Origin of the sequence: Streptomyces sp. ADI95-16, assembly GCF_003721495.1 — a bacterium.
Classification (GTDB): domain Bacteria; phylum Actinomycetota; class Actinomycetes; order Streptomycetales; family Streptomycetaceae; genus Streptomyces; species Streptomyces goshikiensis.
This window is the reverse complement of record NZ_CP033581.1, coordinates 7,582,119-7,608,032: the sequence shown is the minus strand read 5'-3', so window position 1 is coordinate 7,608,032 and position 25,914 is coordinate 7,582,119. Positions and strand designations below refer to the sequence as shown.

Below are 25,914 nucleotides of genomic sequence, written 5' to 3'. Positions count from 1 at the left end.
CGGGCCCCACTGTTGTTCCTGGTTCCGCGGGTGTCCTGCGGCCCACGGCTCCGTCGGTCAGACGGACACCGGGCTGCCGAGCATCGCGGAGGCCCGCTGGAGCGGGGTCAGGGCGGGCTCGGGTGCGGCGGCGGCCTGGGGAAGGCCGCGGCAGGTGAAACCGAGGAGGGTCATGGCCCGGACGACCTCACCGGCACTGAAATCGCGCCGGTCCTGCCGGGTGATGATCTGGCCGACCTGCTTGACCGGGTACTGGCGGCGGCCGATGATCACGGACTCCCCCACGATCGGCTCGGGCTTGACGCCCTTCATCGACTCCAGCACCCCGCTCTTGGTGAGGTCGAACGGGAATCGGGCGATGACACAGCGCATGGGACCTCACAGTGGGAGGGGCCGGAAGGCGTTCCGACCGGGGTACGGCGGTTCAACGGGCGAGGGCGCGGGTGTTCTACGCCGCGTCGAAGGCCGGCTGTCGCGCCGGACGGGCGCGGCGCCGGCCCCGGGAGGGGGCCGCGGAGCGCCTGGGGCGCTCGGCCACCGGGGCGGTGATGACCACGGGGATGCCCGACGGGGTCCGGGCCCCGGTGATCCGGCCGAGGGCCTCTTCGCCCGAGCGGACCTGGGTGGTCAGCGGCACGATGCCCGCGGCGGCCATGAGGCGCGTCATGTCGCGCCGCTGCGCCGGGGTGACCAGGGTGACGACACTGCCGGACTCCCCGGCGCGGGCGGTACGACCGCCGCGGTGCAGGTAGTCCTTGTGGTCGGTGGGCGGGTCGACGTTGACGACCAGGTCGAGGTTGTCGACGTGGATGCCCCGGGCGGCGACGTTCGTGGCGACGAGCACGCTCACGTGCCCGGACTTGAACTGCGCCAGGGTACGGGTGCGCTGCGGCTGGGACTTCCCGCCGTGCAGGGCGGCCGCGCGTACGCCGCTGCTCAGCAGGTCCCGCGTCAGCTGGTCGACGCCGTGCTTGGTGTCCAGGAACATGATCACGCGGCCGTCGCGGGCCGCGATCTCGGTCGTCGCCCGGTGCTTGTCGGCTCCGTGGACGTGGAGCACGTGGTGCTCCATCGTGGTGACGGCGCCCGCGGACGGGTCCACGGAGTGCACGACCGGGTCGGTCAGGTAGCGGCGTACCAGCCGGTCGACGTTGCGGTCCAGGGTGGCGGAGAACAGCATCCGCTGGCCCTCGGGACGCACCTGGTCGAGCAGGGCCGTGACCTGCGGCATGAAGCCCATGTCGGCCATCTGGTCGGCCTCGTCCAGGACGGTGACGGCGACCTGGTTCAGCCGGCAGTCGCCGCGGTCGATGAGGTCCTTGAGCCGGCCGGGGGTCGCCACGACCACTTCGGCGCCGCCGCGCAGCGCGCTCGCCTGCCGGCCGATCGACATCCCGCCGACGACGGTGGCCAGCCGCAGCTTGACGGCGCGGGCGTACGGGGTGAGCGCGTCGGTGACCTGCTGGGCCAGCTCCCGCGTCGGTACGAGGACCAGCGCGAGCGGCTGGCGGGGCTCGGCGCGCTGTCCGGCGGTCCGGGCCAGCAGGGCGAGGCCGAAGGCGAGGGTCTTGCCGGAGCCGGTCCGCCCGCGGCCCAGGACGTCGCGTCCCGCGAGGGTGTTCGGCAGCGTCGCACCCTGGATCGGGAACGGGACGGTCACGCCCTGCGCGCCGAGCGCGGCGAGCAGCTGCTCGGGCATGTCGAGGTCGGCGAACGCCTCAACGGCGGGCAGTGCGGGGGTGATCGTCTTGGGGAGGGCGAACTCGCCGCCCACCGAAACGGGACGACGGCCGCCTCGCTGATTGGAGTGTGTACGCGTGTGAGTACGAGTGTGAGTACGGTTCATAGGGACCTTCCTTGATACGGCACATATCAAGGAATTCCCGCAGCAGCGTAGGGCGCGGAGAATTGCGAGAATGGACCGAATGGAATACGAAGACAATGCGGCGCCAAGGCGCCGGAAATGCGTGCAGCTGAGGCCCGCACCCCTGAAGGATGCGGGCCCCAGCTACGAGTGACGCGTCAAAATCAGGCGGGAACGATGTTCTCCGCCGTCGGGCCCTTCTGGCCCTGCGCGATGTCGAAGGTGACCTTCTGGCCTTCGAGCAGCTCGCGGAAACCCTGGGCGGCGATGTTCGAGTAGTGGGCGAACACGTCAGGACCGCCACCCTCCTGCTCGATGAAGCCGAAGCCCTTTTCCGCGTTGAACCACTTGACGGTACCTGCAGCCATTTTCAAAACTCCTCTGGGGCAGTGCATCGGGATCCGCACTGTGCGAACACCGCGTCGCTGCGATGATTGCCCCACCGGAAAAGTTTGGGAACCACAACTGCAACTGAGATCGACAGTAGCACGCTCCGGCGGTTTGCGGCCGCGGAATAATCCTGGTCTGCCCTTGGGGTAAAAACCCGCCCCCGACGGCACAATCAAATCTCATACAGCGGGCACAGATATTGATTCCTCCCGGCCGTAGCGTTCTCGGGAACCGCCGCCGCGCGGCGCGTGTCCACCCGGCCGTCGAGTCGTTCATGCGGGTATGGCCACGACGCACTCCCCGCCCACCACCACGGCGCGCCACCGGGGCACGGACGACGGAGCCCGGGCCATGCGCCTACCCCGGCAGCCGGCCCACGCCCTGAGGTCCGCGCCGCTGTACGACGAGCTGGCCCGCGAATGGGCCGCTCGCGGCGCCACCGTGCCCGGCCTGCCGGACCCGATCTGGCAGCAGATGGTCTCCTGGGAGCACTTCCAGCGCGAGATCGCCGCCGTGGTGCGCGATCTGCACCTGCGCGGTGCGGAACCGGTGCCCGAGCCCGGCGCCCCGCCCGCCCCGCCGCGCTGGCAGCGGGTTTGAGGGTCGGGCCGGGCGCATGGACGCGGGGCCGCAGGGCAGGCGAGGCAACAGGAGACAGACGTAGGAATTCCATCCCCGAACCGGGAGGCAGCCGATGGCTCCCCCGATCCAACACCTTGAGCTGCCGCGGCATCCCGGCGCGGCCGTCCGGGCCCGGGAGGCGACCTCCCGGTTCCTGGGCGAGGCCGTGCACCGCGGCCAGAAGGTGACACCGGCCGCAGCGGACATCACGCTGCTCGTCGTCAGCGAACTCGTCACCAACGCCGTCCGGCACACCCGCGGCCCCTGCGTACTCGACCTCGCGGTCAGCGACGGGGCGATCTGCATCGGCGTCACCGACACCAGCCCCACTCCGCCCCAGCCGCGCCCGCCGCACGTCGAAGGCACCGGCGGATGGGGCTGGATCCTGGTGAACCACCTCGCCCAGCACATCACCGTCCGGCCCTCCCCTCACGGCGGCAAGACCATCCACGCCCGCATTCACGCCACGGTGTGAAGGACGCGCCCGGTGCGACGCGCGCACCATGTGACGCGTGTTGCTGCTGTGATCGGGAAGGCTGGCACGTATGTTGCCGGAAGCCATCGTTCCAGTACGTTCCCTGGTCCGCCGCAGTCGGGAGCCGATCGTCGTCCAGACGTTCCGCTCGACCGCGGCGGCCGTCGTGGCCTACGTCGTCGCGCTCTCGCTGAGCAGTGAGCCGGCGCCCCTGACCGCGCCGCTGACGGCGCTGCTCGTCGTCCAGGTGACCCTCTACACCACGCTCACCACGGGCATCAGACGCGTCAACTCGGTCGTCGCGGGCGTCCTGGTGGCCATCGGGTTCAGCGCCCTCGTCGGGCTCACCTGGTGGAGCCTGGGCCTGGTCATCCTGACCTCGCTCGTCGTCGGCCACATCGTCCGCGTCGACGAGTTCGTCCCCGAGGTCGCGATCAGCGCGATGCTGGTGCTCGGGGTGACCCGGGTCGCCGCGACCGCCTGGGACCGCGTGCTGGAAACGCTGATCGGGGCCGTCGTGGGGCTCATGTTCAACCTCTTCCTCGCCCCGCCCGTGTGGGTGGCGCCGGCGAACGAGGCGATCCGGTCACTGTCCCGGCGCATGGGCGACCTGCTCTTCCACCTCGGCGCCGAGCTCGCGGAGCACACCCCCGTGGAGAAGGCGGCGGCACGCCTGCACGAGGCGCGCCGGCTGGACAGCGACATCACGCGGGTGGACTCGGCGCTGCGGCAGGCCGAGGACAGCCTGCGCCTCAACCCCCGGGTCAAGGAAGGGCTCCTCTTCCGGCTGGTGCTCCGTACGGGGCTGGACACGCTGGAGATCTGCGCCGTCGTCCTGCGGGTCTGCTGCCGCACCATGACGGACCTGGCCAAGGAACGTACGGACGGCTCGCTCTTCCCGGACGAGGTCGCGGAAGCGCTGCGGGAGCTGTTCGGGCACATGGCGGTCGCGGTCGAGAACTTCGCGGTGCTGATCACCGCCCAGATCAGTACGAGCGCGGAGGAGGCGGAGACCCGGTTGAGCCAGGAACTGGACGCGGCCCGGGTCAGCCGCGAACGGGCCGCGCGGCTGCTGCTGGAGGAGGCGCGCTCGCGCCCCGGTCAGTGGCAGCTGTACGGTGCGCTGCTCGCGGAGGTGGACCGGGTGCTGGACGAGCTGGGCGTGGAGAAGCGCTCCCAGCGGCTCGTGGAGGAGCTGGACCGGCACTCGCGGGCGCGGCGCACCCGGGCTCCGAGGCTCCGGCGGCTGTGGGAGCGCCGGACGGACGCCGAGCGCTGAGCCGAGCCGTACGCGCGGCTTGCCCGTCGCCTTGCCTTGGTGAGGTCGCCCGAACGGCCCGCTGCGATCGGCGCCGGGGTCACCGCTCGGCGTGCCCCTGGAAGGCGCGGCGGTAGGCGTTCGGGCTGGTGCCGGTGACCCGCCGGAAGCGGTCCCGGAACGCCGTCGGGGAGCCGAAGCCGACCTGGGAGGCGATCCGCTCCACGGGGTGGCTGGTGTTCTCCAGCAGGTACTGGGCCTGGCGGATCCGGGCGCGGTGCAGCCACTGCAGGGGCGAGGTGCCGGTCTGTTCGCGGAAGCGGCGGTTGAGGGTGCGCGTGCTCATCCCGGCCCGGCCGGCGATCTCGTCGAGGGTCAGCTCGTGGTGGACTTTCTCCTCCATCCAGCGCAGCAGCGGCTCCAGTTCCGACCCGTGCGGGGTGGGGGGCTGCTCGTGGACGATGAACTGCGCCTGCCCGCCCTCGCGTTCCAGCGGCATGACCGACAGCCGGGCGGCGTCCGCGGCGACGGCCGAGCCGTGGTCGCGCCGGATCAGGTGCAGGCACAGGTCGAGTCCGGCGGCGGCTCCGGCCGAGGTCAGCAGCTGCCCGTTGTCGATGTAGAGGACATCGGCGTCCACCTCGATCCGGGGGTACCTGGCGGCCAGCGCGGGGGCGGCCGTCCAGTGGGTGGTGGCGCGCAGCCCGTCCAGGAGACCGGTGGCGGCGAGTACGAAGGCGCCCACGCAGATCGACGCGATCCGGGTGCCGCGGGCGGCCGCCCGGCGCAGCGCGTCGAGGACCTCCGGCGGCAGGGGCGCGTCGAGGTCGGCGACCCCGGGCAGCACGATGGTGTCCGCCTCCGCCAGGGTCTCCAGCGGCCAGGGCGCCCGGAGCGCGAAGGCGCCGGCGTCCACCTCGGGGGTGGGCGCGCAGACGCGGACGCGATAGGCCGGGCGGCCGCCGGGGAGCCGGGTGCGGCTGAACACTTCGATGGGGGTGGACAGGTCGAAGGGGATGACTCCGTCCAGGGCGAGGACGGCGACGGTGTGCATGGCCCGATCCTAGGCGTCCGCCGGATTCCCGCCAAGGGGTGCTGGGGCGGCCTCCCATCACGCCGACCGCCACAAGTACTGCTGATCGGCTCTTTCGGGCGACTGGCGGGAATCCGTTGGAGCCTGGCAATTGCGCCACTGCCGAGCATGGGCGGCCGCGCATACCGTCGGTTCCGGCGCCCCGGGCGGGCGCCGGAACCGACGGAAGGGACCGCTCCTGATGCTGTGCCAGATCGTGCTGTTCGACGGCTTCGACCCGCTGGACGTCATCGCCCCCTACGAGGTGCTGTTCGCCGGATCGATGGCCGCTCCCGGGCAGCTCAGCGTCGAGCTGGTCTCGGCCGAGGGGCCGCGCGAGGTGCCCTCGGGCGCGGGGCTGCTCACACTGCGGGCCACCGGCCGGCTGGATCCGCGGCGGGCCGGGCTGGTCCTCGTACCGGGAGCGGTGGGACCGCTCGGCACCGGTGCCGACACGGGCGGGCCGGGCGGTCCCGGCGGCGAGGACACGGTTCCCGCCCTGTTGGCGCGCTCGCTCTCCACCGGGCTGCCGGCCCTGCTGAAGGAGGCACTGGAGCGGCCGGAGACGATCGTGGCCACCGTGTGCGGGGGCTCGCTGGTGCCGGCGATGGCCGGGCTGATCGAGGGCCGTCACGTCACGACGAACCACCTGGGCCTGGACGCGCTGGCCGCCACCGGCGCGGTCGCGGTCGACGCCCGCATCGTGGACGACGGCGACCTGGTGAGCGGCGCGGGCGTCACCTCCGGCCTGGACCTCGGCCTCTACCTGCTGGAGCGCGAACTCGGGCCTCGGATCGCGCACGCCGTGGAGCGGCTGTTCGCCCACGAACGCCGCGGCACGGTGTGGCGGGCCACCGGGCCGGTCCCGGCCGCGTTCTGACACCCGCCCCGCCCTTGCCCTCCCCGGCCCGCCCTCTCGATCTCCCTGGAAGCTTCCCCGTGACGAAATTCCTGCTCGCCGTCCACGTCCTGGCGGCGATCATCGCGATCGGTCCGGTCACCGTGGCCGCCAGCATGTTCCCTGCCGCCGTGCGGCGGGCGGTGGCCGCGCCCGGCGACCCCGCCGGGCCGGCCACCGTACGTACGCTGCACCGGATCTGCCGGGTCTACGCGGTGATCGCCGTAGTCGTCCCGGTGTCCGGCTTCGCGACGGCGAGGAGCCTGCACGTGCTCGGCAGCGCCTGGCTGATCACCTCGATCGCGCTGACCGCCCTGGCCGCGGTCGTCCTCGGCGGGCTCGTCCTGCCCCGCCAGGAGGCGACTTTGGACGCCCTCGACGCCCCGGCCGGCCCACCGGAGAGCGCGGACCGCACCGCCCGCCAACTGGCCCTCTACACCGGCGTGTTCAACCTGCTGTGGGCCACCGTGACCGTCCTGATGATCATCCGCCCCGGCTCCACCACGGGAGCCTGAACGGCCCCACTCGGCCGAGTGCCCGGTCCGGCAGCAGCAGGGTGCGGGCGATCAGGCGGTGGGCGGCGAAATCTCCTGGCGGACCGGGGTGGTGCGCGTTAGGGTCTGTCCCGATGATCACTCCTTCTGCTCTCAGATGGGGGGTCCCCTCCGCGCAAGGTGAGTGCTGATGCTCACTGAGACCGCGATGGGAGATTCCCGCCTTTCCCTCTGGCTGCGCGTGCGCGAGTTCGCCGTGCCGCCCTCCATGATCGAGACCGCGACCGCCCGCCGCCGTGCCGGGGACTGGGCCGGGGCGTGCGCCGCCGCGCGTGTCGACATCGACTTCAACCCTCGTGACCTGGAGCGCACCCACGGCCGGGAGCTCGCCGCCCGGATCCGGGACGACCTCCGGCACCTCGCTCCCGACCTGCTGCGCTGGCACATGCCGAGGATCGCTCCCGACGGGCTGCTGCGCCCCGGGCTGACGCTCGCCCTGGCCCGGTACGGGGTCGCGGGGCACGGCGTACGGCCGGTGCACCTCGTGGCCCGCACTCCCCCGGCCTGGGCGGACGCCGGTCAGCGGATCAGCATCGGGCTGTGGGACGGGTCCCTCGACGAGCCCGCTGCCCGCCGGCATCCGCATCCCCACCCGCACCGCCGGTTCCGCCTGGACCTGCACCGCCACCTGTGGGACGCCCGCAGGGCCGGGGAGTTGGGCCCCCGGTCCGGGGCCGGCGCCCCGCCGGGCCCGGCGCCGCACGAGCTGCTTGCGCGGGGCCACCGCTGCGCCGTCGACCGGTGGGCGGCCGAGGCGGGCATGCTGCTCCGCGCGGAGGGCCTGCCCGCCGACGGGGCCGTCACCGTGCGGCTCTCGGCCCGGCACCGGCTGGACCTGCGCCTGGTGACGGATCCCGGCGGCGCCGGTCCGCCCCGCCTGCGGATCTCGGCGTCCCCGGAGGGCGGCGGCGCCGCCCTGCCCGTACTGCCCGACGCGGCGACCTGGGTGCTGCCCGATCTGGAGCTGCTGCGCACCGGGGCGATCGGGGCGGACCGGCTGCACCCGCTGGTCGCCCCGGCTCTCGTACCGGGCCACGCGCCCGCCGCCGCCCCGTCCCGGGCGCCGGACGCGGCGGGACGGCCGCACCTCGTGGAGTGCCGGGGCGCCCGGCACCGGATCGGCCTGGTCGACGGGGTGCTGGCCCCGCTCGACCACGATCCCGCCGAGATCCGACGGGAGGAACTGCTGGTCGCGCTGACCGGCACTCCGCTCCCCTGCCTCCAGGTGATCGACGCGGCACACCGCCGTCCCGACTGCCTCACCGGCGTCCGCGAACGCCTCGACCACGGCGACACCGCCGGCGCGCTCGCCATCGTAGAAGGCCTGCTGGGTCCCGAGGCGCTGCTGCGCGAGGGGCCCCTGCGGGACGAGCTGGAGTCCGCCGCGCAACGGCGGATCACGTACGGCCTGTTCAGGGCGGGTCTGGCCGGGGCGGAACCCGGTCCCGGACCCGACCGCGGCCGCGTCCGCGGGCGCCGTTCGCGCCGGCGTCGTACGACCCGCCGCTGACCCCCATTCCTTGCACCACCGACTCCTTCAGGTGATCACACATGCCCTCATATGCCCCGCTCGACGTGGCCGGCGAGCTGCTGGACCTGCTCCGCGACACCACGACCGAACCGCGCCCGGACACCCAGCTGGAGGCCCTGTCCCTGGCCGTGGCCGCCGACCTGCCCGTACTGCTCTGGGGTGAGCCGGGGATCGGCAAGACCGCCGCCCTGACGCAGCTCGCCGAGTCCCTGGACCTGCCGCTGACCACGGTGATCGCCAGTGTGCACGAGCCGTCGGACTTCTCCGGCCTGCCCGTCATCGGGGACGATCCCGCGGTGCAGGGCGTGCCGATGGCCCCGCCGGACTGGGCCGTTCGCCTGGTGCGGGCCGGCCGCGGCCTGCTGTTCCTCGACGAGCTGTCCACCGCCCCGCCGGCCGTACAGGCCGCCCTGCTCCGCCTCGTGCTCGAACGGCGCATCGGCGCGCTGCGGTTGCCGCCCGGCGTCCGGATCGTCGCCGCCGCGAATCCGCGGTCGTCAGCGGCCGACGGCTGGGAGCTGAGCCCGCCGCTGGCCAACCGGTTCGTCCATCTGCGGTGGACCCATGACCACGAGGTGGTGGTACGGGGTCTCGGCGGCACCTGGCCCCGGGCGACACTGCCGCGGCTCGACCCGGAGAGGCTGACCGGGGCCGTGGACCTCGCCCGGCGCGCGGTGTGCGGGCTCCTCACCACCCGCCCGACGCTCGTCCACCGGCTGCCCAGCGGCGAGACCGGCCGGGGCGGCCCCTGGCCGTCGCCCCGGAGCTGGGACATGACCCTGCGCCTGATCGCCTTCGCGACCGCGGCCGGCTCCTCCCGGGAAGTGCTCTCCTTGCTGGTCAGGGGCTCCGTGGGGGACGGTCCCGGACTGGAGCTGCTGGCCGGCCTGGACCGCATGGAGCTGCCCGACCCCGAGGAGCTCCTCGCGGACCCGGCGGGCGCCGCCCTGCCCGAACGGGGCGATCTCCGGCAGGCCGCGCTCGACGGTGTGGTCGAAGCGGTCCGCCGCCGCCCCGAGCGGTCCCGCTGGGACGCGGCGTGGACGCTCCTGGTCCGGGCGCTGGAGACCGGGGCCCCGGACCTGGTGGTGGTCCCCGCGACCGCGCTCGCCGCGCTGCGCCGCGCGGAGTGGGACGTACCGGAGGCGATCGAGCGGCTCGCCGGTGCGGTGGACCTGTCGCGGCGGGCGGACCGCGCCACCGCCCGGGCCGTGGAGGCCGGGTGATGACCGGGCGGACCGTGGGCGGCCTGGACCGCGACAAGCTCTTCGCCGCCCGGCTGCACGCCACTCGGGTGCGGCCCTACCTGGCGACGGCGCTGTTCGCCCTGCACGTGGTGGAGTCGCGGCGGGTCCCGACGATGGCCGTCGACCGGCACTGGCGGTGCTACGTCTCGCCGGCGTTCGTGGACCGGACGCCGGTGGAGGAACTGGCCGGGGTGTGGGTGCACGAGGTGTCACACCTGCTGCGTGACCACCACGGGCGCGGTGACCGGGTCACGCGGGAGCGCGGGCTGCACGGCCCGGGGGAACGGCTGCGGATGAACATCGCGGCGGACTTCGAGATCAACGACGACGTGTTCGGCGACGGGCTGGTGCGGCCCGAGGGCGCTGTCGATCCGGCGTCCGTGGGGCTGCCCGAAGGTCAGCTCATGGAGGACTACCTGCGCCAGTTCGGACTCGGGCCGCACACGGGGCACATGGCCTGGCTGGACTGCGGCAGCGGGGCCGACGGCCGGGAACGGGAGTGGGACCTCGGTCCGGACGGCGCGCACGGCCTGAGCGAGCAGGAAAGGGACGCGGTCCGCTTCCGGGTGGCGCAGGGCATCGCCGGCCGGCCGGGGAACACCCCGCAGGGGTGGAAGCGGTGGGCTGAGGAGGCGTTCCACCCGCCGCAGCCGTGGCGGGAGTTGCTGGGGGCGGCGGTGCGGTCGGCCGTCTCGGGTTCCGGCGCGGGCGAGGACTACTCGTACGGCCGCCCGTCGCGGCGCTCGGCCGGGGTACCGGGCGCCGTGCTGCCAAGCCTTCGGCGCAGGCCGCCCCGGGTCTGCGTGGTCATCGACACCTCCGGGTCGGTCAGTGACGCCGAACTGGGCGGCGCGCTGCTCGAAGTCGCCGCGATCGCGCGTGCCGTGGGCGGCCGGCGGGACCTGGTCACCGTGGTGCCGTGCGACGCGGCGGCGCGGATCGCGCACCCGTTGTGCAGCGCCGAGGGGATCCCGCTGCTGGGAGGTGGCGGTACGGATCTCCGTACGGGCTTCGCCAAGGCGCTGCGGTCGGCGGCCCGGCCGGATGTCATCGTGGTCCTGACCGACGGCCAGACGCGCTGGCCGGGCTCCCGGCCACCGTGCCGGACGGTGGTCGGCCTGTTCCCCCGGTCCCGCTCGGCCGGCTCGTGGGACGAGCGGGACCCGGACTACGTCCCGGACGGACCGCCCGCATGGGCACGCGTGGTGGACATCGGGTAGGCCCGCCCGGCGCGGGAGGCGGTGGCGGTGGCGGTGGCGGTGGCGGGAGAGCCCCGGTCGGCAGGAGTACTTTCCGCCAAATCCACCGTTCCGCCCACCTCTGCGGACACGCTCAGTAGCGTGTGTCTCACAAGTGGTGCGGTGTCCCGCCGAACGGGGCGCCGGCCGTGGACGGAGCAGCGAGGGAGCGGTCGACGATGGCGAATGTGGAAGTCTCGTTGAAGGAAACGATGGCCTCGATCGAGGGCGCGCTGGGAGCCGCCCTGGTCGACTACACCAGCGGTATGGCCCTGGGCACGCTCGGCGGCGGGAAGGACCTCGACCTCACGGTCGCCGCCGCCGGCAACACCGATGTGATCCGGGCCAAGGTCCGCACCATGGAGATGCTTGGTCTGAACGACGAGATCGAGGACCTGCTGATCACCCTCGGCAGTCAGTACCACCTCATCAGGCTCCTCAAGGGCCGAGGAACCACCGGCCTGTTCCTGTACGTCGTGCTGGACAAGGGGAATTCGAACCTGGCCATGGCCCGTCACCAGATCCGGCGCATCGAGGCGGCCCTGGAGCTCTAGTCCTCCTTCCGGCCCACGCATGCCCACGAATTGAAGATTTCTTCAATCGGGCACATCTGAAACCGGTCAAGCAGGGGCGCGCGTGGGCCCGGTGGACGCGATGATGAGAACCGGCGGCTGAACTGCGGGACGGTCGGCCCGGGCGCCGGCTTCGCGGCGGCGCGTACGGAACAACAAGCGACGGCGGGAGCGTTGGTGGGCATGCAGGTACCTCTGTACCAGGCGAAGGCCGAGTTCTTCCGCATGCTCGGGCACCCGGTCCGCATCCGCGTCCTGGAACTCCTGCAGAACGGCCCCGTGCCGGTACGGGACCTCCTCGCCGAAATCGACGTCGAGGCGTCCAACCTCTCGCAGCAGCTGGCGGTGCTGCGGCGCTCCGGGATCGTCATCTCGATCCGCGACGGCGCGACCGTCAGCTACGCCCTGGCCGGCGGCGACGTGGCCGATCTGCTGCGCGCCGCCCGGCGCATCCTGACCGAACTCCTGGCGGGCCAGAGCGAGCTCCTCGCCGAGCTGCGCCAGACGTCCGTGGAGCGCTGATCGGGCGCGGGGTCAGCCGACCTGGATGCCGATCACACAGGTGTCGTCGTCCGTGTCGGACCGGCTCTCGGCGAGGAGGCGGTCCAGCCGCGCGTCCAGATCCCCGGCGCCGGCGGCCGCCGCCTGTACGAGGTGGCCGAGGGAGTCCTGCACCGAGGAGTCCCGGCGCTCCACCAGCCCGTCCGTGAACATCAGCAGGGTGTCGTCAGGTTCGAGCCGCACCTCCCGCTCGACGTACCTGACGTCGGGCAGCGCGCCGAGGAGCAGGCCCTCGATGAGCGGGAACGCCCCCGCCTCCCCCTGCCGTACGAGTACGGGCGGCAGGTGCCCGGCTCGCGCCCAGCGCATCACCCGGGTGCTGGGGTCGAAGATCCCGCAGACGGCGGTGGCGGTCACGTGCTTGGCCAGATGGTGGGTGACCGTGTTGAGCCAGGACAGCAGCTGTCCGGGGCCCGCGCCGGTGACGGCCAGGCCGCGCAGGGCGTTGCGCAGGACGACCATGCCGGTGGCCGCCTCGATGCCGTGCCCGGCGACGTCGCCGACGGACAGCAGGATCAGTCCGGAGGGCAGCACCACGGTGTCGTACCAGTCGCCGCCGACGAGCGACTCGGTCTCGGCGGGGCGGTAGCGGACGGCGATCCGCATGCCGGGCGCCTCGATGGCCGCCGGGGTGGGCGGCATGATGGCGTGCTGGAGCTGGAGGGCGAGCCGGTTGCGTTCGGCGGACTCGGCCTCGGTGTGGGCGAGCTGGTCCCGCGTCGCGGCCAGCGCGACCTCGGTCCAGTGCTGGGCGGAGATGTCCTGGTAGGCGCCCCGTACCGCGTGCAGCCGCTCGTGCGCGTCGAGTACGGGCTCGGCGACGACCCGGATGTGGCGGGTGATCCCGTCGGCCCGCTGGAGGCGGAGGTTGACGGAGGCGGGGCGGCGGTGGCGGAGCACCGCCCGCAGGAAGCGGCCGAGGGCGGCGGAGTCGTCGGGGTGGGCGTAACCGGGCAGTTCGCGCAGCCGTACGGGGGGCGCGGTGGGCGGGAGCCCGTGGAGCGCGTAGAGCTGCGCGTTCCAGGTGATCTCCCCGGTGGCGAGGTTCTCCTCGAAGCCGCCGATCCGGCCCAGGCGCTGGGCGTGCTGGAGGATGTCGGCGAGCCGGGCGGTCTCGTCCTCGATGCGCCAGAGCAGCAGGACGGCGGCGCCGTGCCGGCTGACGCTGATGTCGGCGACCGAGGTGAGCGGGATCTGGTCGACGAGCGCGGTCAGGCTCATGCGTTCGGCGCGGAAGGGTTCGCCCGTCGCGTGCACGCGCTCGATGATGTCGAACAGCCCGCTCTCGCCGGCGGCCATCGGGTAGGCCTCCAGCAGCAGCGCGCCATTGACGTCGCCGCGCGGTCGGCCGACGGGGTCGACGAAGCGGCTGCTGGCGTGGCGGATGCGGAAGTCGGTGAGCCGGCCTTCGGGGTCGAGGACCGGGGTGAGGACCACGGCGGGGTCCTGGAGTCCCTCGGCGAGGTCGATCAGCTCGGAGACGTCCGGGAGCACCGCTTCGGCCACCGCGGGGTCGTGCGGGGGCGAGGTGTCCATGGTGCGGGCGCACAGTTCGGCGAGGGCCTCGATCTGGCGCTCTATCTGCGGCGGCTGCGGTGCCAGGGGCTGCGGCCAGCAGATTTCGAGGACCCCGTGGATGCGCCCGCCGGTCCCGGTCGGGGCGGCCATCCTGCCTCCGTCGGGCCACAGCAGGTGGCCGATGGAGGGCAGCCCTTCGCCGCTCAGGCGGTCGAGGGTGACCAGCCGGCGTTCGCGCAGCGCGAGGCGGGCGACGGTGGACACGCCCGGGGGTACGTGGCGCCAGCGCGCCGCCTCCCTCGGCGGGAAACCGGCGTGGCCGGCCAGGGCCAGCGAGCCGTCGGGGACCGCGGTCCACACGGCGACGGCGACCGCGCCCAGCGGCTCCAGCGCGTTGGTCAGGAGGGACTCGGCCACGGCCTGGGTGTCGTCGGCGGCGGCCAGCACGCCGCTCTCGGCGGTGCGCAGCCGTACCGCGACGGCGGTGGGCCGCTCGGCCGGCTCGGCCGCGCCGGTGCGCTCGACGAACTCGGCGGCGACCTCGGTGACGTGGTCGCGCGCGGCCTGGTTGACGATGTCGGCGGCGAGTTCGAGCGGGGACAGCCCGCTGTCGCGGCACAGCACGTCGAGCTGTCGTGCCGCCGCGGCCGGGGTGCAGTTCAGCTGCCCGATCAGGATGCCCTTGGCCAGTTCGACCAGGGCCCGGCCGTCGGCGGCGGCGTGGGCCTGCAGCACCTCGCGGCGCAGCCGTTCGACGGTGGCGACGAGCCGGCCCATCGGGGTGGGGGCCTGGTGCGGGATCGGGGTCGCGGCTTCGGGCAGGTGCTCGGCCGGGGTCGCGGGCGCCGGCGCGTCGCCCGGCCGGTACGTGTCGGAGGTCATCGGGTGAGCCAGTGCCGGACGCGGGCGATGAGGTCGTCGGCGTCCACGGGTTTGGTCACGTAGTCGCTGGCTCCGGAGGCGAGGCTCTTCTCCCGGTCCCCGGGCATGGCCTTGGCGGTGACCGCGATGATGGGCAGCGCCGCGTACTCCGGCATCCGGCGGATCTCCGCCGTGGCGGCGTAGCCGTCGAGCTCCGGCATCATCACGTCCATCAGGATGAGGTCGACGCCCGCGTGGCGGGTGAGGGCCTCGATGCCCTTGCGGCCGTCTTCGGCGTGCAGGACGCGGACGCCGTGCAGTTCGAGGACCCCACTGAGGGCGAAGAGGTTGCGGGCGTCGTCGTCGACGACCAGGACCGTGTGTCCGGCGAGGTCGTCGACGGGCACGGGGGAGGTCTGCCGGCGCTGTGTGTCGCCCTGTACGAGGGGCAGTACGTCCCCCGGCTGGTCGGCGGACAGGTGCAGCACGATGCGCTCGCGCAGCTCGTCCAGGCTGGAGAGCAGTTCCAGGTGGCGCGCGGCGGGCCGGTCCCGCAGTGCCTTGTCCTGGCCGGTGCGCACACGGGGGTTGTTGTGGGCGAGGACCGGGAGGGAGGACAGGGCCGGGTCGCCGTCGAGGGCGTCGAGGAAGCGCAGGGCCTCTCCGTCGGGCATGTCGAGTTCGAGGACGACGCAGTGGAAGGAATCGGTGGCGAGGGCCGCGGCGGCTTCCCGGGAGCTGGTGGCGTTGACGATCTGGATGCCGCCGTGCTCTCCCGTCGGCTGGTGGCGGGGGGTGAAGTCGCGGTCGGCGCTCTCGGCGACGAGGGAGAGCAGGCCGTTGGGCCGTTCCTCGATCACCAGGAGGCGGCGGGCCTGGCGCTGCGGCGGGAGGACCGCGCTCCCCGCGCGTCCCGGGCGGGCCGTTCCGGGCTCGGTGTGCCCGGACGCCTGGGCGGGCACACCGGCGAGGGCGTGCTCCTCGTGGTCGGCCCAGCTGACGGGCAGGTAGAGGGTGAAGGTGCTGCCCTGGCCCGGTGTGCTCTCCGCGGTGACGGCCCCGCCGAGGAGCTGGGCGATCTCACGGCTGATGGAGAGCCCGAGGCCGGTGCCGCCGTACTTGCGGCTGGTGGTGCCGTCGGCCTGCTGGAAGGCGCCGAAGACGGATTCCAGCTGCTGCTCGGGGATGCCGATTCCGGTGTCCCGCACCCGGAAGGCGACGATGGCTCCGCGGCGGCGCAGACCGGTGGGGATCTCGGAGCCCGCCGCCGGTTCGATGCGGAGCTCGACGCCGCCGCGCTCGGTGAACTTGACGGCGTTGGACAGCAGGTTGCGCAGGATCTGGCGCAGCCGCGAGTCGTCGGTGAGCAGGTCGGCCGGCGCGTCGGGGGCGGTGGTGACGGTGAAGTCGAGGCTCTTCTGCGTGGTCATCGGGCGGAAGGTGGCATCGACGTAGTCGAGCAGCTGCGGCAGGTGCACCCGCTCGGGGTTGATGTCCATCTTGCCGGCCTCGACCTTCGACAGGTCGAGGATGTCGTTGATCAGCTGGAGCAGGTCCGAGCCGGCGGAGTGGATGATGCCCGCGTACTCGACCTGCTTGGGGGTGAGGTTGCGGGTGGGGTTCTGGGCGAGCAGCTGGGCGAGGATGAGCAGGCTGTTGAGGGGGGTGCGCAGCTCGTGGCTCATGTTGGCCAGGAACTCGGACTTGTAGGTGGAGGCCAGCGACAGCTGCTGCGCGCGGGCCTCCAGCTCCTGCCTGGCCTGCTCGATCTGCAGGTTCTTGGCCTCGATGTCGCTGTTCTGGCTGGCGAGGAGGGCTGCCTTCTCCTCCAGTTCGGCGTTGGAGCGCTGGAGTTCCTCCTGCTGGACCTGGAGTTCCTCGGAGCGGGCCTGGAGTTCGCCGGTGAGCCGCTGGGACTCGCCGAGGAGTTCGTCGGTGCGGGCGTTGGCGACGATCGTGTTGACGTTGACGCCGATGGTCTCCATCAGCTGGCCGAGGAAGTCGCGGTGCACGGGGGTGAAGGCGGTGAAGGAGGCGAGCTCGATCACGCCGAGGACCTGGTCGTCCACCACGATCGGCAGGATGATCAGGCTGCCCGGGGTGGTGTGACCGAGCCCGGAGGAGATCACGTAGCCGCCGGGGACCTGGTCGGTGGCGATGATCCGGTGGCTGCGGGCCGCCTGCCCGACGAGGGACTCGCCGAGGGCGAAGCCGGTGCCCTCGTCGGCGCCCGCGGGCCGGCCGTAGGAGCCGACGAGGGTGAGCACGGTGCCGGCGGGGCCGTCCTCGGCGAGGTAGAAGGCGCCGTACTGGGCGGCGACCAGCGGCGTCAGTTCGTCCATGACGAGTTCGGCGACGGCGGCGAGGTCGCGGTGGCCCTGCATCAGGCCGGAGATCCGGGCCAGGTTGGACTTCAGCCAGTCCTGTTCCTGGTTGGCGCGGGTGCTCTCGCGCAGCGAGCCCACCATCGAGTTGATGTTGTCCTTGAGTTCCGCGACCTCGCCCGAGGCGTCGACGGTGATGGAGAGGGTCAGGTCCCCCTCGGCGACCGCGCTGGCGACCTCGGCGATGGCCCGGACCTGGCGGGTGAGGTTCCCGGCGAGTTCGTTGACGTTCTCGGTCAGGCGCTTCCAGGTGCCGGAGACTCCCTCGACCTCGGCCTGGCCGCCGAGCCGGCCCTCGCTGCCGACCTCGCGGGCCACCCTCGTGACCTCGGCGGCGAAGGAGGAGAGCTGGTCGACCATCGTGTTGATGGTGGTCTTCAGCTCCAGGATCTCGCCGCGGGCGTCCACGTCGATCTTCTTGGACAGATCGCCGTTGGCGACGGCCGTCGTCACGAGGGCGATGTTGCGGACCTGGCCCGTGAGGTTGTTGGCCATGGAGTTGACGTTGTCGGTCAGGTCCTTCCAGGTGCCCGCCACGTTGGGGACCCGAGCCTGGCCGCCGAGCCGGCCCTCGGTGCCGACCTCGCGCGCGACGCGGGTGACCTCGTCGGCGAACGCGGACAGCGTGTCGACCATCGTGTTGATGACACCGGCGAGCGCGGCGACCTCGCCCTTCGCCTCCACCACGATCTTCTGCGACAGGTCGCCGCGGGCGACGGCGGTGGCCACCTGGGCGATCGAGCGCACCTGTCCGGTCAGGTTGGAGGCCATCACGTTGACGTTGTCGGTGAGGTCCTTCCAGGTGCCGGAGACGCCCCGGACCGTGGCCTGGCCGCCCAGGTTGCCCTCGGTGCCGACCTCCCGGGAGACGCGGGTGACCTCGTCGGCGAACGCGGAGAGCTGGTCGACCATCGTGTTGATGGTCTCCTTCAGCTCAAGGATCTCCCCGCGCGCGGTGACGTTGATCTTCTGGGAGAGATCGCCCTTGGCCACGGCGGTGGCGACCTGGGCGATGGAGCGCACCTGGGCCGTAAGGTTCCCGGCCATGAAATTGACCGAATCGGTGAGGTCCAGCCAGGCTCCCCCGACCCCGGGGACGTCCGCCTGGCCGCCCAGGGTTCCCTCGGTGCCCACCTCGCGGGCCACCCGGGTCACCTCGGAGGTGAACAGCGACAGCTGGTTGACCATCCCGTTGAAGACCGTGGCGATCTCACCGAGCAGCCCGTCCGACGCATCGGGCAGCCGGGTCCGGAAGTCCCCGTCGCGTACGGCGGTGAGCCCGGCCAGCAGCAGGCGCAGTTCCGGCTCGCCGATCCCGCCCTCGCGCGGCACCACCGGCACCCCGCTCAGTGAATCCGTACCCGCCCGCTCGGCCATCCGCCAACCCCACGCTCGATACCCGTCACCCCGGTGCGCGGGACCACCACCGGCACCGGGACATGCCTGAGCGCCCGGCCCGCCGGACCTCCCAGGCCTCGGCACCGGTCACTGAAGGCTAGCGCCGTCAAAGCGACGATAAGGCACGGCCGGTCACACCGGGGCCGCACCGGCCGGCACCCGTGACCGGCCGCGCGGGCAAGTGTCAGGCGCCGAGGGCTTCTTCCACGCTCGGGTGCACGGACAGGACCGTGTCGGCACCGGTCAGGGCGAACAGGCGCCTCAGCTGTTCGCCGGGAGCGGCGATCCGCAGCCCGGTGGCGTGATGCAGCCTCAGCAGCAGGTTCAGGAAGGAGGAATCACCGAAGGTGATGGAGCTCGCGTCCAGCACCACGAGCCGGTGCCGGTCCGCGGCCGAGGCGAGCGCCTCCTCCAGAGGGCCGAGCGTGTCCTGGTCCAACTCCCCGCGCGCCGCCACCACCCATCCGGGCCCGGCCGAGTAGCCGTCCCCGACCACGCCTTCTTGGTACGTGTCCCCTGCTCCGGTCATGTGCGCCTCCCCGGATCGTCACCTGTTCGTCCTCCGCTAGGGAGTATGCCTGCTCGTGCCGTGGAGGATGCCAAGGGGCCGGGCACCGACCCGTTCCGCGCCCGGCCGCGCGGCCGTCGGGAGCCTCGCGGAAATTGATTTGATAATTGTTGTGTAGGACTCAGAAGTCGGGGCAGAAGCGCCCCGGCAGCCGTACGTCAACGGGAGGGAACGGCCACCATGTCTCGCTCGGCCACCGCCGTAAGCCCCATTCGTGCAACAGACACGCAGGTCAGGGGTTCCGCAAGCACACAAGAGGCGGAACTCCCCCAGGTGGTAAACGCCCGGGAGATGGCACCTGGCGACGCACGCGAGCTGTCGAGGCTCTTCTTCGGCAGGTTGCGCGTCCTGGAGGAGGGGACGCGCGAGTACCAGTACGCGCGCAACACGCTGATCGAGATGAATCTCTCGCTCGTCCAGTTCGCGGCGCGCCGGTTCCGCGCCCGCGCGTTCGGCGGGGGCATCGACATGGACGACATCGTCCAGGTCGGAACCATCGGCCTCATCAAGGCGATCGACCGGTACGACCCCGAGCGCGAGGTGGAGTTCTCCACCCTCGCCCTCCCCTACATCACCGGTGAGATCAAGCGTCACTTCCGCGACACCACCTGGGCCGTGCACGTGCCCCGCCGTCTGCAGGAGCTGCGTACGGAGCTCGCCAAGGCGCAGGAGTCCCTGACCGATGTGCTCGGCAGGGCGCCGACGGTCAAGGAGGTCGCCCAGCACCTGGAGCTCCCCGAGGAGGAGGTCATCGAGGGGCTGGTCGCCGCCAACGGCTACACGAGCGGTTCCCTGGACACCGCGGGCTCCGACGGGGACACCCAGTCCACGTCCAGCCGGGGTACGCGTCCGCTGGCCGAGAAGCTCGGCGACAACGACCCCGCCATGGAGCTCTTCGAGGAGTTCCACACCCTCGCGCCCCTGCTGGAGAAGCTGGACGAGCGCGATCTGCTCATCCTGCGCATGCGCTTCGGCGAGGAGAAGACCCAGGCCGAGATCGGGGCCGAGCTCGGCATCTCCCAGATGCAGGTCTCCCGCATCCTGTCCCGGACCCTCACCCGGCTGCGCGCCGGGATGCTCAGCGGAGTGTAGGGAGCGGAGATGACCTCGTCGGCTCACGGACCCGACCGCCCCGCCCCGCCCCTCGGCGCGCAGCCGCGCCGGGAGGGTGCGGCGCGGGCGGACGCGGTCGTACGGTGCGTGAGCCCGGGGAGCGGCGCGGCCGCGATGCTGACGGCCGCGCCGCTGCGGGACCGGCCGGGCGCGCGCCTCAGCGGCGACTGCGACCTCGACAGCCGTCAGGTCCTGGCCTCGGCGCTCGGCATCGTGACCCGGATCCCCGGTCCCGTCGTCCATCTCGATCTGTCCGCCGTGGTGTTCCTGGACGCGGCCGCGGTGGCCGCCCTGGTGCGCGCGTCGACTACCTTTACCGCTCAGGGCAGGCGCCTGTTGATCCACGACCCGCCCTACTCGCTCCGCAAGGTAGTGGAGATGTTCCCGGACGAATGCGCCGCGCTGGAGGTCGCAGCATGATCACTGTTCCGGCGCCTGCGGGCCCGGGGGCCTTCGTCCACCCTGCCCTCTTCTACCAGGACCTCCCGGAGTACGTCGCGGGGGTGGCCGGCTTCGTCCGCACCGCCCTGAGCGCCGACGAGCCGGTCCTCGTCGCCGTGCCGGGCCCGCACCTGGACGCCCTGCGCGGGGACCTCGGCGCGGACGCGTCCGAGGTCGTCTGGACGGACATGACCGAGGCGGGCCGCAACCCCGGCCGGATCCTGGCCGCGCTGCAGGACTTCGCGGACCGTCACCCGGACCGGGCGGCCCGCATCGTCGGCGAGCCGATCTGGCCCGGGCGCACCCCCGCCGAGGTGCGGGAGGCCACGCGTCACGAGGCCCTCATCAACGCCGCCTTCGAGGGGCGCCGGGCGACCGTCCTGTGCCCGTACGACGTGCGGGGCCTGTCGCAGGCGGTGGTGGCCGATGCCCGGCGCACCCACCCCACGGTGATCGAGAAGGGCCGGGACCTGCCCAGCCCGGCCTACACCGACGTCGCGGCGGTCTCCGCCGACTGCGACGTCCCGCTGCCCGCACCCGAAGGCGACGTGCTCCGGCTCGACTACGCCCACGGAGAGCTGTCAGCGGTGCGGCAGCAGGCCGAGAACTGGGCCCGCGGATCCGCCCTGACATCGGCGCGGCGCGGCGACCTCGTGCTCGCCGTCAGCGAGGCGGCGGCCAACTCCCTTTCCCACGGGGGCGGCGCGGGAACGCTCCGCCTGTGGGCCACCGGGGCGGGGGTCGTCGCCGAGATCCAGGACGGCGGCCGTCTGGCCGACCCGCTGGCGGGACGGCGCCGTCCCGCGCTGGCGTCGACCGACGGTGGCCGCGGCCTGTGGATGATCCACCAGCTGTGCGATCTGGTCGAGATCCGCGCCACGGACCGGGGCCTCACTTTGAGGCTCCACATGGCGACCCTGTGAGACCGTCGGTGTCCTACAATGTCACGGGCATGCTCGGGAGTCCCCGGGGCCGGACCAGCAGGACGTACACCACCGGTTCATGGACGGGGAACCGGCATCGACTGGCGGGGGTGAAAGACAACAGTGGAAACCATGGGACCGACGACAGGTGAACCCGTGCGCATCGGACCTCCTGTCGGCGGCCAGCGCCGCCGGCTCGCTCTGGCGGGTGTCCGCGGCCATGTGACGAAGGGGCGCGATTTCACGCGCCAGGCCTTGCGGGACTGGAACTGGGACGGAAACGCGACAGCCGATGACACCCTGCTGCTGGTGTCTGAGCTGCTGACCAACGCGTCACTGCACGCCGACGGTTGTCTGGAACTCGTCCTCACGGGCGGGGACGACGTCCTGCGGATCGAGGTGTTCGACGGCACGACGACGCTGCCCCGGCGCAATCCGACACCGCGGCAGGGCCTGCCCGGCGGGCACGGGCTGTACATCGTGGAGCGGCTGTCCGATCGCTGGGGAACCCGCGTCCACGACCACGGCAAGGCCGTCTGGGCGGAGATCGAGGCCTCGCGGCTGGCCTCCGGCAGGCCGGCGGGCTCGTAGCACCCTGAGCCCCTGACCGCGCGAACTCCCTTGTGGGACAAGGGAGTTCGGGCGGACGTGGGGTGGAGGCCGGGCCACGGGGTATCCGCGCACCATGGAGACCTCTTCGGAACGGCCGGGCGGCGTGCGCCGCCCGTGGTGGGGGCGGATCGCCATCGCCCTCGCGGTGCTCGTGGTGCTGGTCGTGCTCGTGGAGCGGTTCAGCCTGCTTCCGGGATTCGGCGGCCTGTGGGGTGAGGAAACCCGGGACCGCTCCGGTCCCGCGCTGCTCAAGTCGATCCAGGACATGGACCGCTACGAGGGCGCCGTCGGCAACTTCCAGGTCGTCGTGGACCTGGAGAAGGACGCGGCGTTCCTGCCTGACGCGATCCGCGGCACCCGCACCCTGTACGTCGGCGCCGGCACCGTCGGCGGCTACGTCGAGCTGGGCGGACTGGGCGAGCAGAGCGTCACGGTCGACTCCGACCGCACGAAGGCCTCGATCCGGCTGCCGCACGCGGTGCTCGGCGCCGCGGCCCTCGACCCCGAGCGCTCGTACGCCGTGTCGAAGCAGCGCGGACTGCTGGACCGGCTCGGAGACCTGTTCTCGGACAATCCGTCCGGCGAGCAGGCCGTACAGAAGCTGGCCGCGCAGCACATAGAGGAGGCCGCTCGCGAGAGCGGCCTCGTCCAGCGCACCGAGAAGAACACCACGGCGATGCTGGAGAACCTGCTGCGCTCGCTGGGCTTCCGGGAGGTGACGGTCAGCTACGGGTGACGGGTGAGGCCGGCGGCCGCGCACAGGTGCCCGTGACCTTCGGGAACCGTGTGCGCGGCCGCCGGCCTCCGGCAGCCTTACGCGGACGGGGTCACATGTGACCGACGAACGGACCGCCGAAGGGGCCGAGACCGTAGTACGACCCCAGCTGCTCCCGGTAGCCGGTGTCGTCGAGGTGGTTCTCTCGGATGAACTCCGGAGCGGACTTGATCTGCTCCTTGGACAGCTCGACGTAGATCTTCTCCTCGGCCGCGTCGATGCGCGAGACCGTGCCGGCCGGCAGCAGGACCTCCTTGCCGAAGATCCACGGGCCGGTGTCGACGACGATGTACGCGGACCCGGCCTCGTCCGAATGTTTGTCGACCTTGCCGATGCTGCCGTCCTCGGCCTCGACCTTGTAGCCGGTCAGGTCCACGCCCTCCAGGCGGCCGGACGTCTCGCGGTAGCCCCACGCGTTCTCGGTCATGGCAGGTTTCTCCTCGCCGGTTGATTTCGTCGGACGGTGCCTTCGGAGATCCGCCTGCCCGGCGACCGTTCTTCCATGCGCGGGAATTGGCATGGGGCCGTCGGGGGCGGGTAGCCGCGCCTGCAAGGTCCCTGCCGGCGGGGCCGCGCCCCGGTGCGCGGCCCCGCCGACGACACGGAAGGGGTGCGCATGTCGCACGTCGAAGAGCACGTCGAGGTCAACGTCCCCATATGCACGACGTACAACCAGTGGACCCGGTTCGGACCGTTCCCCGCCTTCACGGGCGCCCGGCGGGACGAGGTCCGAGCGCGATGAGAGTCGGCGGAGCTCGCACAGCGGCCCGGTCCGCATCCCGGTCCGCGTCCCGGGGCGGCGCGGTCAGGGAGGTCACCGCGCGCTGCGGTCTGGTGGCGCGCGGTGTGCTGTACGTACTGATAGGGATGCTGGCCGTACGGGTCGCCTTCGGCGACGGGGGCGGCAAGGAGGCCGACCGGCAGGGCGCCCTCCAGGAACTCGCGGGGAAGCCCTTCGGCGGTGTCCTCATCTGGGCCGTGGCCATCGGGCTGGTCGGCATGGCACTGTGGCGCCTGTCGGAGGCGGCTTTCGGCGCGGCCGGTCCGGACGGGGACAAGCCGCTGAAGCGGCTGGCCTCGGCAGGCCGCGCCGCCTTCTACGCCGTCGCCGCGTTCTCCGTGTTCACCTTCGCGGCGGGCGGTGGCGGGCGCTCCGGCGACGAGGAGTCCCGCGATGCGACGGCGAAGGCGCTGGAGCTGCCCGCCGGCCAGTGGCTGGTGGGGGCGGCGGGGGTCGGGATCGCCGTCGCGGGTGTGGTCATCGCGGTCCAGGCGGCGCGGTGCAAGTTCCGCAAGCACCTCGCGTTGGGCGGGCTCTCGGCCCGCTGGCGCCGGGCCGTGGACTTCCTCGGTGTGACGGGCGGCCTGGCCCGTGGCGCCGTGTTCGCCGCGGCCGGTGGCTTCCTCGTCTTCGCGGCGGTGCGCTACGACCCCGCGCAGGCGAAGGGGATGGACGACACCCTGCGGTCGTTCACCCTCACGGCGGCGGGCCCGTGGCTGCTGGTGGCGGTCGCCGCCGGGCTGATGCTGTTCGGGGTGTTCTCCTGGGTGGCGGCCCGGTGGCGCGAGGTCTGACCTCCGCGCCACCGGTGCTCCGCGCGGATGGTCAGCGGGGGTCGCGGCGCCTGAGCCGGATGCCGGCCCGCGCCGCCCGCGCCGGGCTCGGGTCCGGGTCGGGGGCCGGGCTCGGGCCCGCGTCCCGGTCCGGACTCGGCTTCGGCGCCCGCTCCGAGCCCGGCCGCCACTTCCACTTCGGCTTCGGCTTCGCCTCCGGGCCCGACTCCGGCTTCCGCTGCGACTCCGGGGCCGTCTTCGGCTTCGGCTTCGCCTCCGGGCCCGGCTCCGGCCCCCGCTGCGGCTCCGGGGCCGTCTTCGGCTGCGGCCTCGGCGGCGGAACGGCTCCGGCCGCCGGCCGGCCCGCCGCCTCGCGCCGGGTCCAGCGGTGCCACCAGTGGTGGCGGCGGGGATGCACGGCGCGCCCGAGCCGCCGGCCGATCAGCAGGTACCCGAGGAGCGCCCCGGCGGTGTTGAGGATGACGTCGTCGATGTCGAAGACGCGCCCGGTGACCAGGGCGCCCTGGATCAGCTCCACCAGGGTCATCAGGCAGAGCGTCACGACGGCGACCCGCACCAGCCCCCTGGCCGGGGGCAGCAGCACGGGCAGGAGCACGCCGAACGGCAGGCCGAGCAGCAGGTTCCCGCCCAGCTGGCGCACGGCCTCGGTCGTCGAGGTCCCGTGCAGGTAGGCGTCGATCGAATGGCCGGGCCGCACATTGCTGTGGACGAGGTCCACGGAGGCCGCCGACGGCTCCAGTGTCAGCCGGGCCAGCGCCAGGCTGAACAGCACCGTCCCGGCGAACGCCGCCACCATCGCCAGGGCCCGCACGACCGGGGACACGGGGCCGCGTCGCCTCCCGGGGACCGGTACGACCTCTTCCTCGGACTTCTCGTCGCGCCACCGCGCGTGCCTCTGTGTCATGCGGGCGCGTCTACCCCCTGGGGGAACCCCGAAGCGCGCGCCCGGGGCGCTCAGCGGCCGCGGCCCTCGGGAGCGCCGGTCAGCCGGGAGGCGTCGAACTCCGCCCAGACCACCTTGCCGGTGCCATGGGCACGGGAGCCCCAGCCGTCGGCGAGCCGCTGCACGATGTACAGGCCGCGGCCGCCCGGTACGCCGACCCGGCGCACGGCCTGCGGGCGGGGAGGCGCCGTGTCGCCGTCGACCACCTCGATGCGCAGGCCCTCACCGGCGGTGAGGACGAGCTCCTGGCACCCGTGCGCGTGCAGGGCGGCGTTGGTCACCAGCTCCGACACGACGAGGAGGGCGTCCTCGGCGCTCTCGCGCCGGTCCCATCCCCAGTCCCGCAGGGCCTGCCGAGTGAAGTCCCTGCCCTTGCCGACCGCGCCCCGGATGCCGCGCAGGTCGAGCCTGCGCCGCTGGAACGTGACCGGCGTTTCCGTACACATGGGCCCGCCGACGGCTGCCCTCTTCGTATTCACTGTCGCCTCACCCCGGCCGATGCCTCTGCTCTGCTCTGTTGGA

General features: G+C 72.8%; 26 protein-coding genes and 1 pseudogene. 17 read left to right on the top strand and 10 right to left on the bottom strand.

All coding sequences use genetic code 11. From position 1 onward, the window contains the following. Positions 1–57 precede the first annotated feature (57 nt). The 3 genes from EES41_RS33820 to EES41_RS33810 form a co-directional block, all read right to left on the bottom strand. Positions 58–372: an SCO5918 family protein gene (locus EES41_RS33820; RefSeq protein WP_073776935.1), complete on the bottom strand. Its 315-nt coding sequence runs from the start codon at positions 370–372 to the stop codon at positions 58–60. Between the two features lie 76 nt (positions 373–448). Next, positions 449–1,846, bottom strand: coding sequence for a DEAD/DEAH box helicase (locus tag EES41_RS33815; protein ID WP_123081699.1), 1,398 nt, complete (start codon positions 1,844–1,846; stop codon positions 449–451). A gap of 182 nt (positions 1,847–2,028) precedes the next feature. Further along, on the bottom strand, positions 2,029–2,232 hold the full coding sequence (locus EES41_RS33810) for a cold-shock protein (RefSeq protein WP_008743748.1): 204 nt from the start codon (positions 2,230–2,232) through the stop codon (positions 2,029–2,031). Between the two features lie 304 nt (positions 2,233–2,536). On the opposite strand from EES41_RS33810, the gene EES41_RS33805 reads away from it, so the two are divergent. From EES41_RS33805 to EES41_RS33795, 3 genes are all read left to right on the top strand, one after another. Beyond that, positions 2,537–2,854, top strand: coding sequence for a hypothetical protein (locus EES41_RS33805; RefSeq protein WP_123081698.1), 318 nt, complete (start codon positions 2,537–2,539; stop codon positions 2,852–2,854). A gap of 94 nt (positions 2,855–2,948) precedes the next feature. Continuing rightward, positions 2,949–3,350: an ATP-binding protein gene (locus EES41_RS33800; RefSeq protein ID WP_123081697.1), complete on the top strand. Its 402-nt coding sequence runs from the start codon at positions 2,949–2,951 to the stop codon at positions 3,348–3,350. Between the two features lie 70 nt (positions 3,351–3,420). After that, complete coding sequence (locus EES41_RS33795; RefSeq protein ID WP_123081696.1) at positions 3,421–4,629, top strand: aromatic acid exporter family protein; 1,209 nt, start codon at positions 3,421–3,423, stop codon at positions 4,627–4,629. A gap of 79 nt (positions 4,630–4,708) precedes the next feature. Here EES41_RS33795 and EES41_RS33790 read toward each other — a convergent pair whose 3' ends face one another. After that, positions 4,709–5,662 carry a GlxA family transcriptional regulator gene (locus EES41_RS33790; protein WP_123081695.1) on the bottom strand — a complete coding sequence of 318 codons (954 nt, stop codon included), beginning with the start codon at positions 5,660–5,662 and terminating at the stop codon, positions 4,709–4,711. Between the two features lie 220 nt (positions 5,663–5,882). Between EES41_RS33790 and EES41_RS33785 the strand changes: the two genes are divergently transcribed. The 7 genes from EES41_RS33785 (at position 5,883) to EES41_RS33755 (ending at position 12,242) form a co-directional block, all read left to right on the top strand. After that, the gene (locus tag EES41_RS33785) at positions 5,883–6,560 is read left to right on the top strand and encodes a DJ-1/PfpI family protein (protein ID WP_123081694.1); all 678 of its coding nucleotides are present in this window, start codon (positions 5,883–5,885) and stop codon (positions 6,558–6,560) included. Between the two features lie 59 nt (positions 6,561–6,619). Next, positions 6,620–7,093: a DUF2269 family protein gene (locus EES41_RS33780; protein WP_123081693.1), complete on the top strand. Its 474-nt coding sequence runs from the start codon at positions 6,620–6,622 to the stop codon at positions 7,091–7,093. 169 nt (positions 7,094–7,262) lie between these two features. Then, on the top strand, positions 7,263–8,642 hold the full coding sequence (locus tag EES41_RS33775; protein WP_123081692.1) for a hypothetical protein: 1,380 nt from the start codon (positions 7,263–7,265) through the stop codon (positions 8,640–8,642). Between the two features lie 41 nt (positions 8,643–8,683). Then, on the top strand, positions 8,684–9,889 hold the full coding sequence (locus EES41_RS33770; RefSeq protein WP_123081691.1) for a MoxR family ATPase: 1,206 nt from the start codon (positions 8,684–8,686) through the stop codon (positions 9,887–9,889). Next, entirely contained in the window at positions 9,889–11,130 is a 1,242-nt protein-coding gene (locus EES41_RS33765) for a VWA-like domain-containing protein (protein ID WP_123081690.1), read from the top strand. The genes EES41_RS33770 and EES41_RS33765 overlap by 1 nt, the downstream gene beginning before the upstream one ends. 197 nt (positions 11,131–11,327) lie before the next feature. Then, positions 11,328–11,702 carry a hypothetical protein gene (locus EES41_RS33760; RefSeq protein WP_037799022.1) on the top strand — a complete coding sequence of 125 codons (375 nt, stop codon included), beginning with the start codon at positions 11,328–11,330 and terminating at the stop codon, positions 11,700–11,702. 201 nt (positions 11,703–11,903) lie between these two features. Then, on the top strand, positions 11,904–12,242 hold the full coding sequence (locus EES41_RS33755) for a helix-turn-helix transcriptional regulator (RefSeq protein WP_037800290.1): 339 nt from the start codon (positions 11,904–11,906) through the stop codon (positions 12,240–12,242). 12 nt (positions 12,243–12,254) lie between these two features. Here the strand turns inward: EES41_RS33755 and EES41_RS33750 are convergent, their stop codons facing one another. The 3 genes from EES41_RS33750 to EES41_RS33740 all read right to left on the bottom strand — a co-directional run bounded on the left by EES41_RS33750 (position 12,255) and on the right by EES41_RS33740 (position 18,971). Continuing rightward, the gene (locus EES41_RS33750; protein WP_123081689.1) at positions 12,255–14,681 is read right to left on the bottom strand and encodes a SpoIIE family protein phosphatase; all 2,427 of its coding nucleotides are present in this window, start codon (positions 14,679–14,681) and stop codon (positions 12,255–12,257) included. Then, positions 14,678–18,421, bottom strand: coding sequence for a HAMP domain-containing protein (locus EES41_RS33745; protein ID WP_123081688.1), 3,744 nt, complete (start codon positions 18,419–18,421; stop codon positions 14,678–14,680). The genes EES41_RS33750 and EES41_RS33745 overlap by 4 nt, the downstream gene beginning before the upstream one ends. Positions 18,422–18,626: 205 nt before the next feature. Beyond that, a complete protein-coding gene (locus EES41_RS33740) occupies positions 18,627–18,971 on the bottom strand; it encodes an STAS domain-containing protein (protein ID WP_123081687.1) in 345 nt (114 codons plus the stop codon). 219 nt (positions 18,972–19,190) lie between these two features. Here EES41_RS33740 and EES41_RS33735 point away from each other — a divergent pair, with 219 nt between their 5' ends. The 5 genes from EES41_RS33735 to EES41_RS33715 all read left to right on the top strand — a co-directional run bounded on the left by EES41_RS33735 (position 19,191) and on the right by EES41_RS33715 (position 22,835). After that, positions 19,191–20,102, top strand: a complete 912-nt coding sequence (locus tag EES41_RS33735; protein ID WP_164496015.1) for a SigB/SigF/SigG family RNA polymerase sigma factor — start codon at positions 19,191–19,193, stop codon at positions 20,100–20,102. A gap of 9 nt (positions 20,103–20,111) precedes the next feature. Continuing rightward, the gene (locus EES41_RS33730; protein WP_123081685.1) at positions 20,112–20,543 is read left to right on the top strand and encodes an STAS domain-containing protein; all 432 of its coding nucleotides are present in this window, start codon (positions 20,112–20,114) and stop codon (positions 20,541–20,543) included. Further along, a complete protein-coding gene (locus EES41_RS33725; RefSeq protein WP_123081684.1) occupies positions 20,540–21,487 on the top strand; it encodes a sensor histidine kinase in 948 nt (315 codons plus the stop codon). Before EES41_RS33730 ends, EES41_RS33725 begins: the two co-directional genes overlap by 4 nt. Positions 21,488–21,610: 123 nt before the next feature. Next, a complete protein-coding gene (locus EES41_RS33720; protein WP_123081683.1) occupies positions 21,611–22,078 on the top strand; it encodes an ATP-binding protein in 468 nt (155 codons plus the stop codon). Positions 22,079–22,172: 94 nt separating this feature from the next. Continuing rightward, a complete protein-coding gene (locus EES41_RS33715; protein WP_073798767.1) occupies positions 22,173–22,835 on the top strand; it encodes a DUF4230 domain-containing protein in 663 nt (220 codons plus the stop codon). A 91-nt stretch (positions 22,836–22,926) separates the two neighbouring features. Here the strand turns inward: EES41_RS33715 and EES41_RS33710 are convergent, their stop codons facing one another. After that, positions 22,927–23,301 (bottom strand): PRC-barrel domain-containing protein, encoded by a 375-nt coding sequence (locus EES41_RS33710; protein WP_123081682.1) that lies wholly within the window; start codon positions 23,299–23,301, stop codon positions 22,927–22,929. A 189-nt stretch (positions 23,302–23,490) separates the two neighbouring features. Between EES41_RS33710 and EES41_RS43930 the strand changes: the two genes are divergently transcribed. Together EES41_RS43930 and EES41_RS33700 are read left to right on the top strand one after the other, a co-directional pair. After that, entirely contained in the window at positions 23,491–23,616 is a 126-nt protein-coding gene (locus EES41_RS43930) for a hypothetical protein (RefSeq protein WP_302186180.1), read from the top strand. Further along, positions 23,613–24,449: a DUF1206 domain-containing protein gene (locus tag EES41_RS33700; protein WP_123081681.1), complete on the top strand. Its 837-nt coding sequence runs from the start codon at positions 23,613–23,615 to the stop codon at positions 24,447–24,449. The genes EES41_RS43930 and EES41_RS33700 overlap by 4 nt, the downstream gene beginning before the upstream one ends. A 382-nt stretch (positions 24,450–24,831) precedes the next feature. Here EES41_RS33700 and EES41_RS33695 read toward each other — a convergent pair. Together EES41_RS33695 and EES41_RS33690 are read right to left on the bottom strand one after the other, a co-directional pair. Then, positions 24,832–25,353, bottom strand: a pseudogene (locus tag EES41_RS33695) (VanZ family protein); the annotation flags it as partial. A gap of 50 nt (positions 25,354–25,403) precedes the next feature. Beyond that, positions 25,404–25,838 carry an ATP-binding protein gene (locus EES41_RS33690; RefSeq protein ID WP_123081680.1) on the bottom strand — a complete coding sequence of 145 codons (435 nt, stop codon included), beginning with the start codon at positions 25,836–25,838 and terminating at the stop codon, positions 25,404–25,406. Positions 25,839–25,914 lie beyond the last annotated feature (76 nt).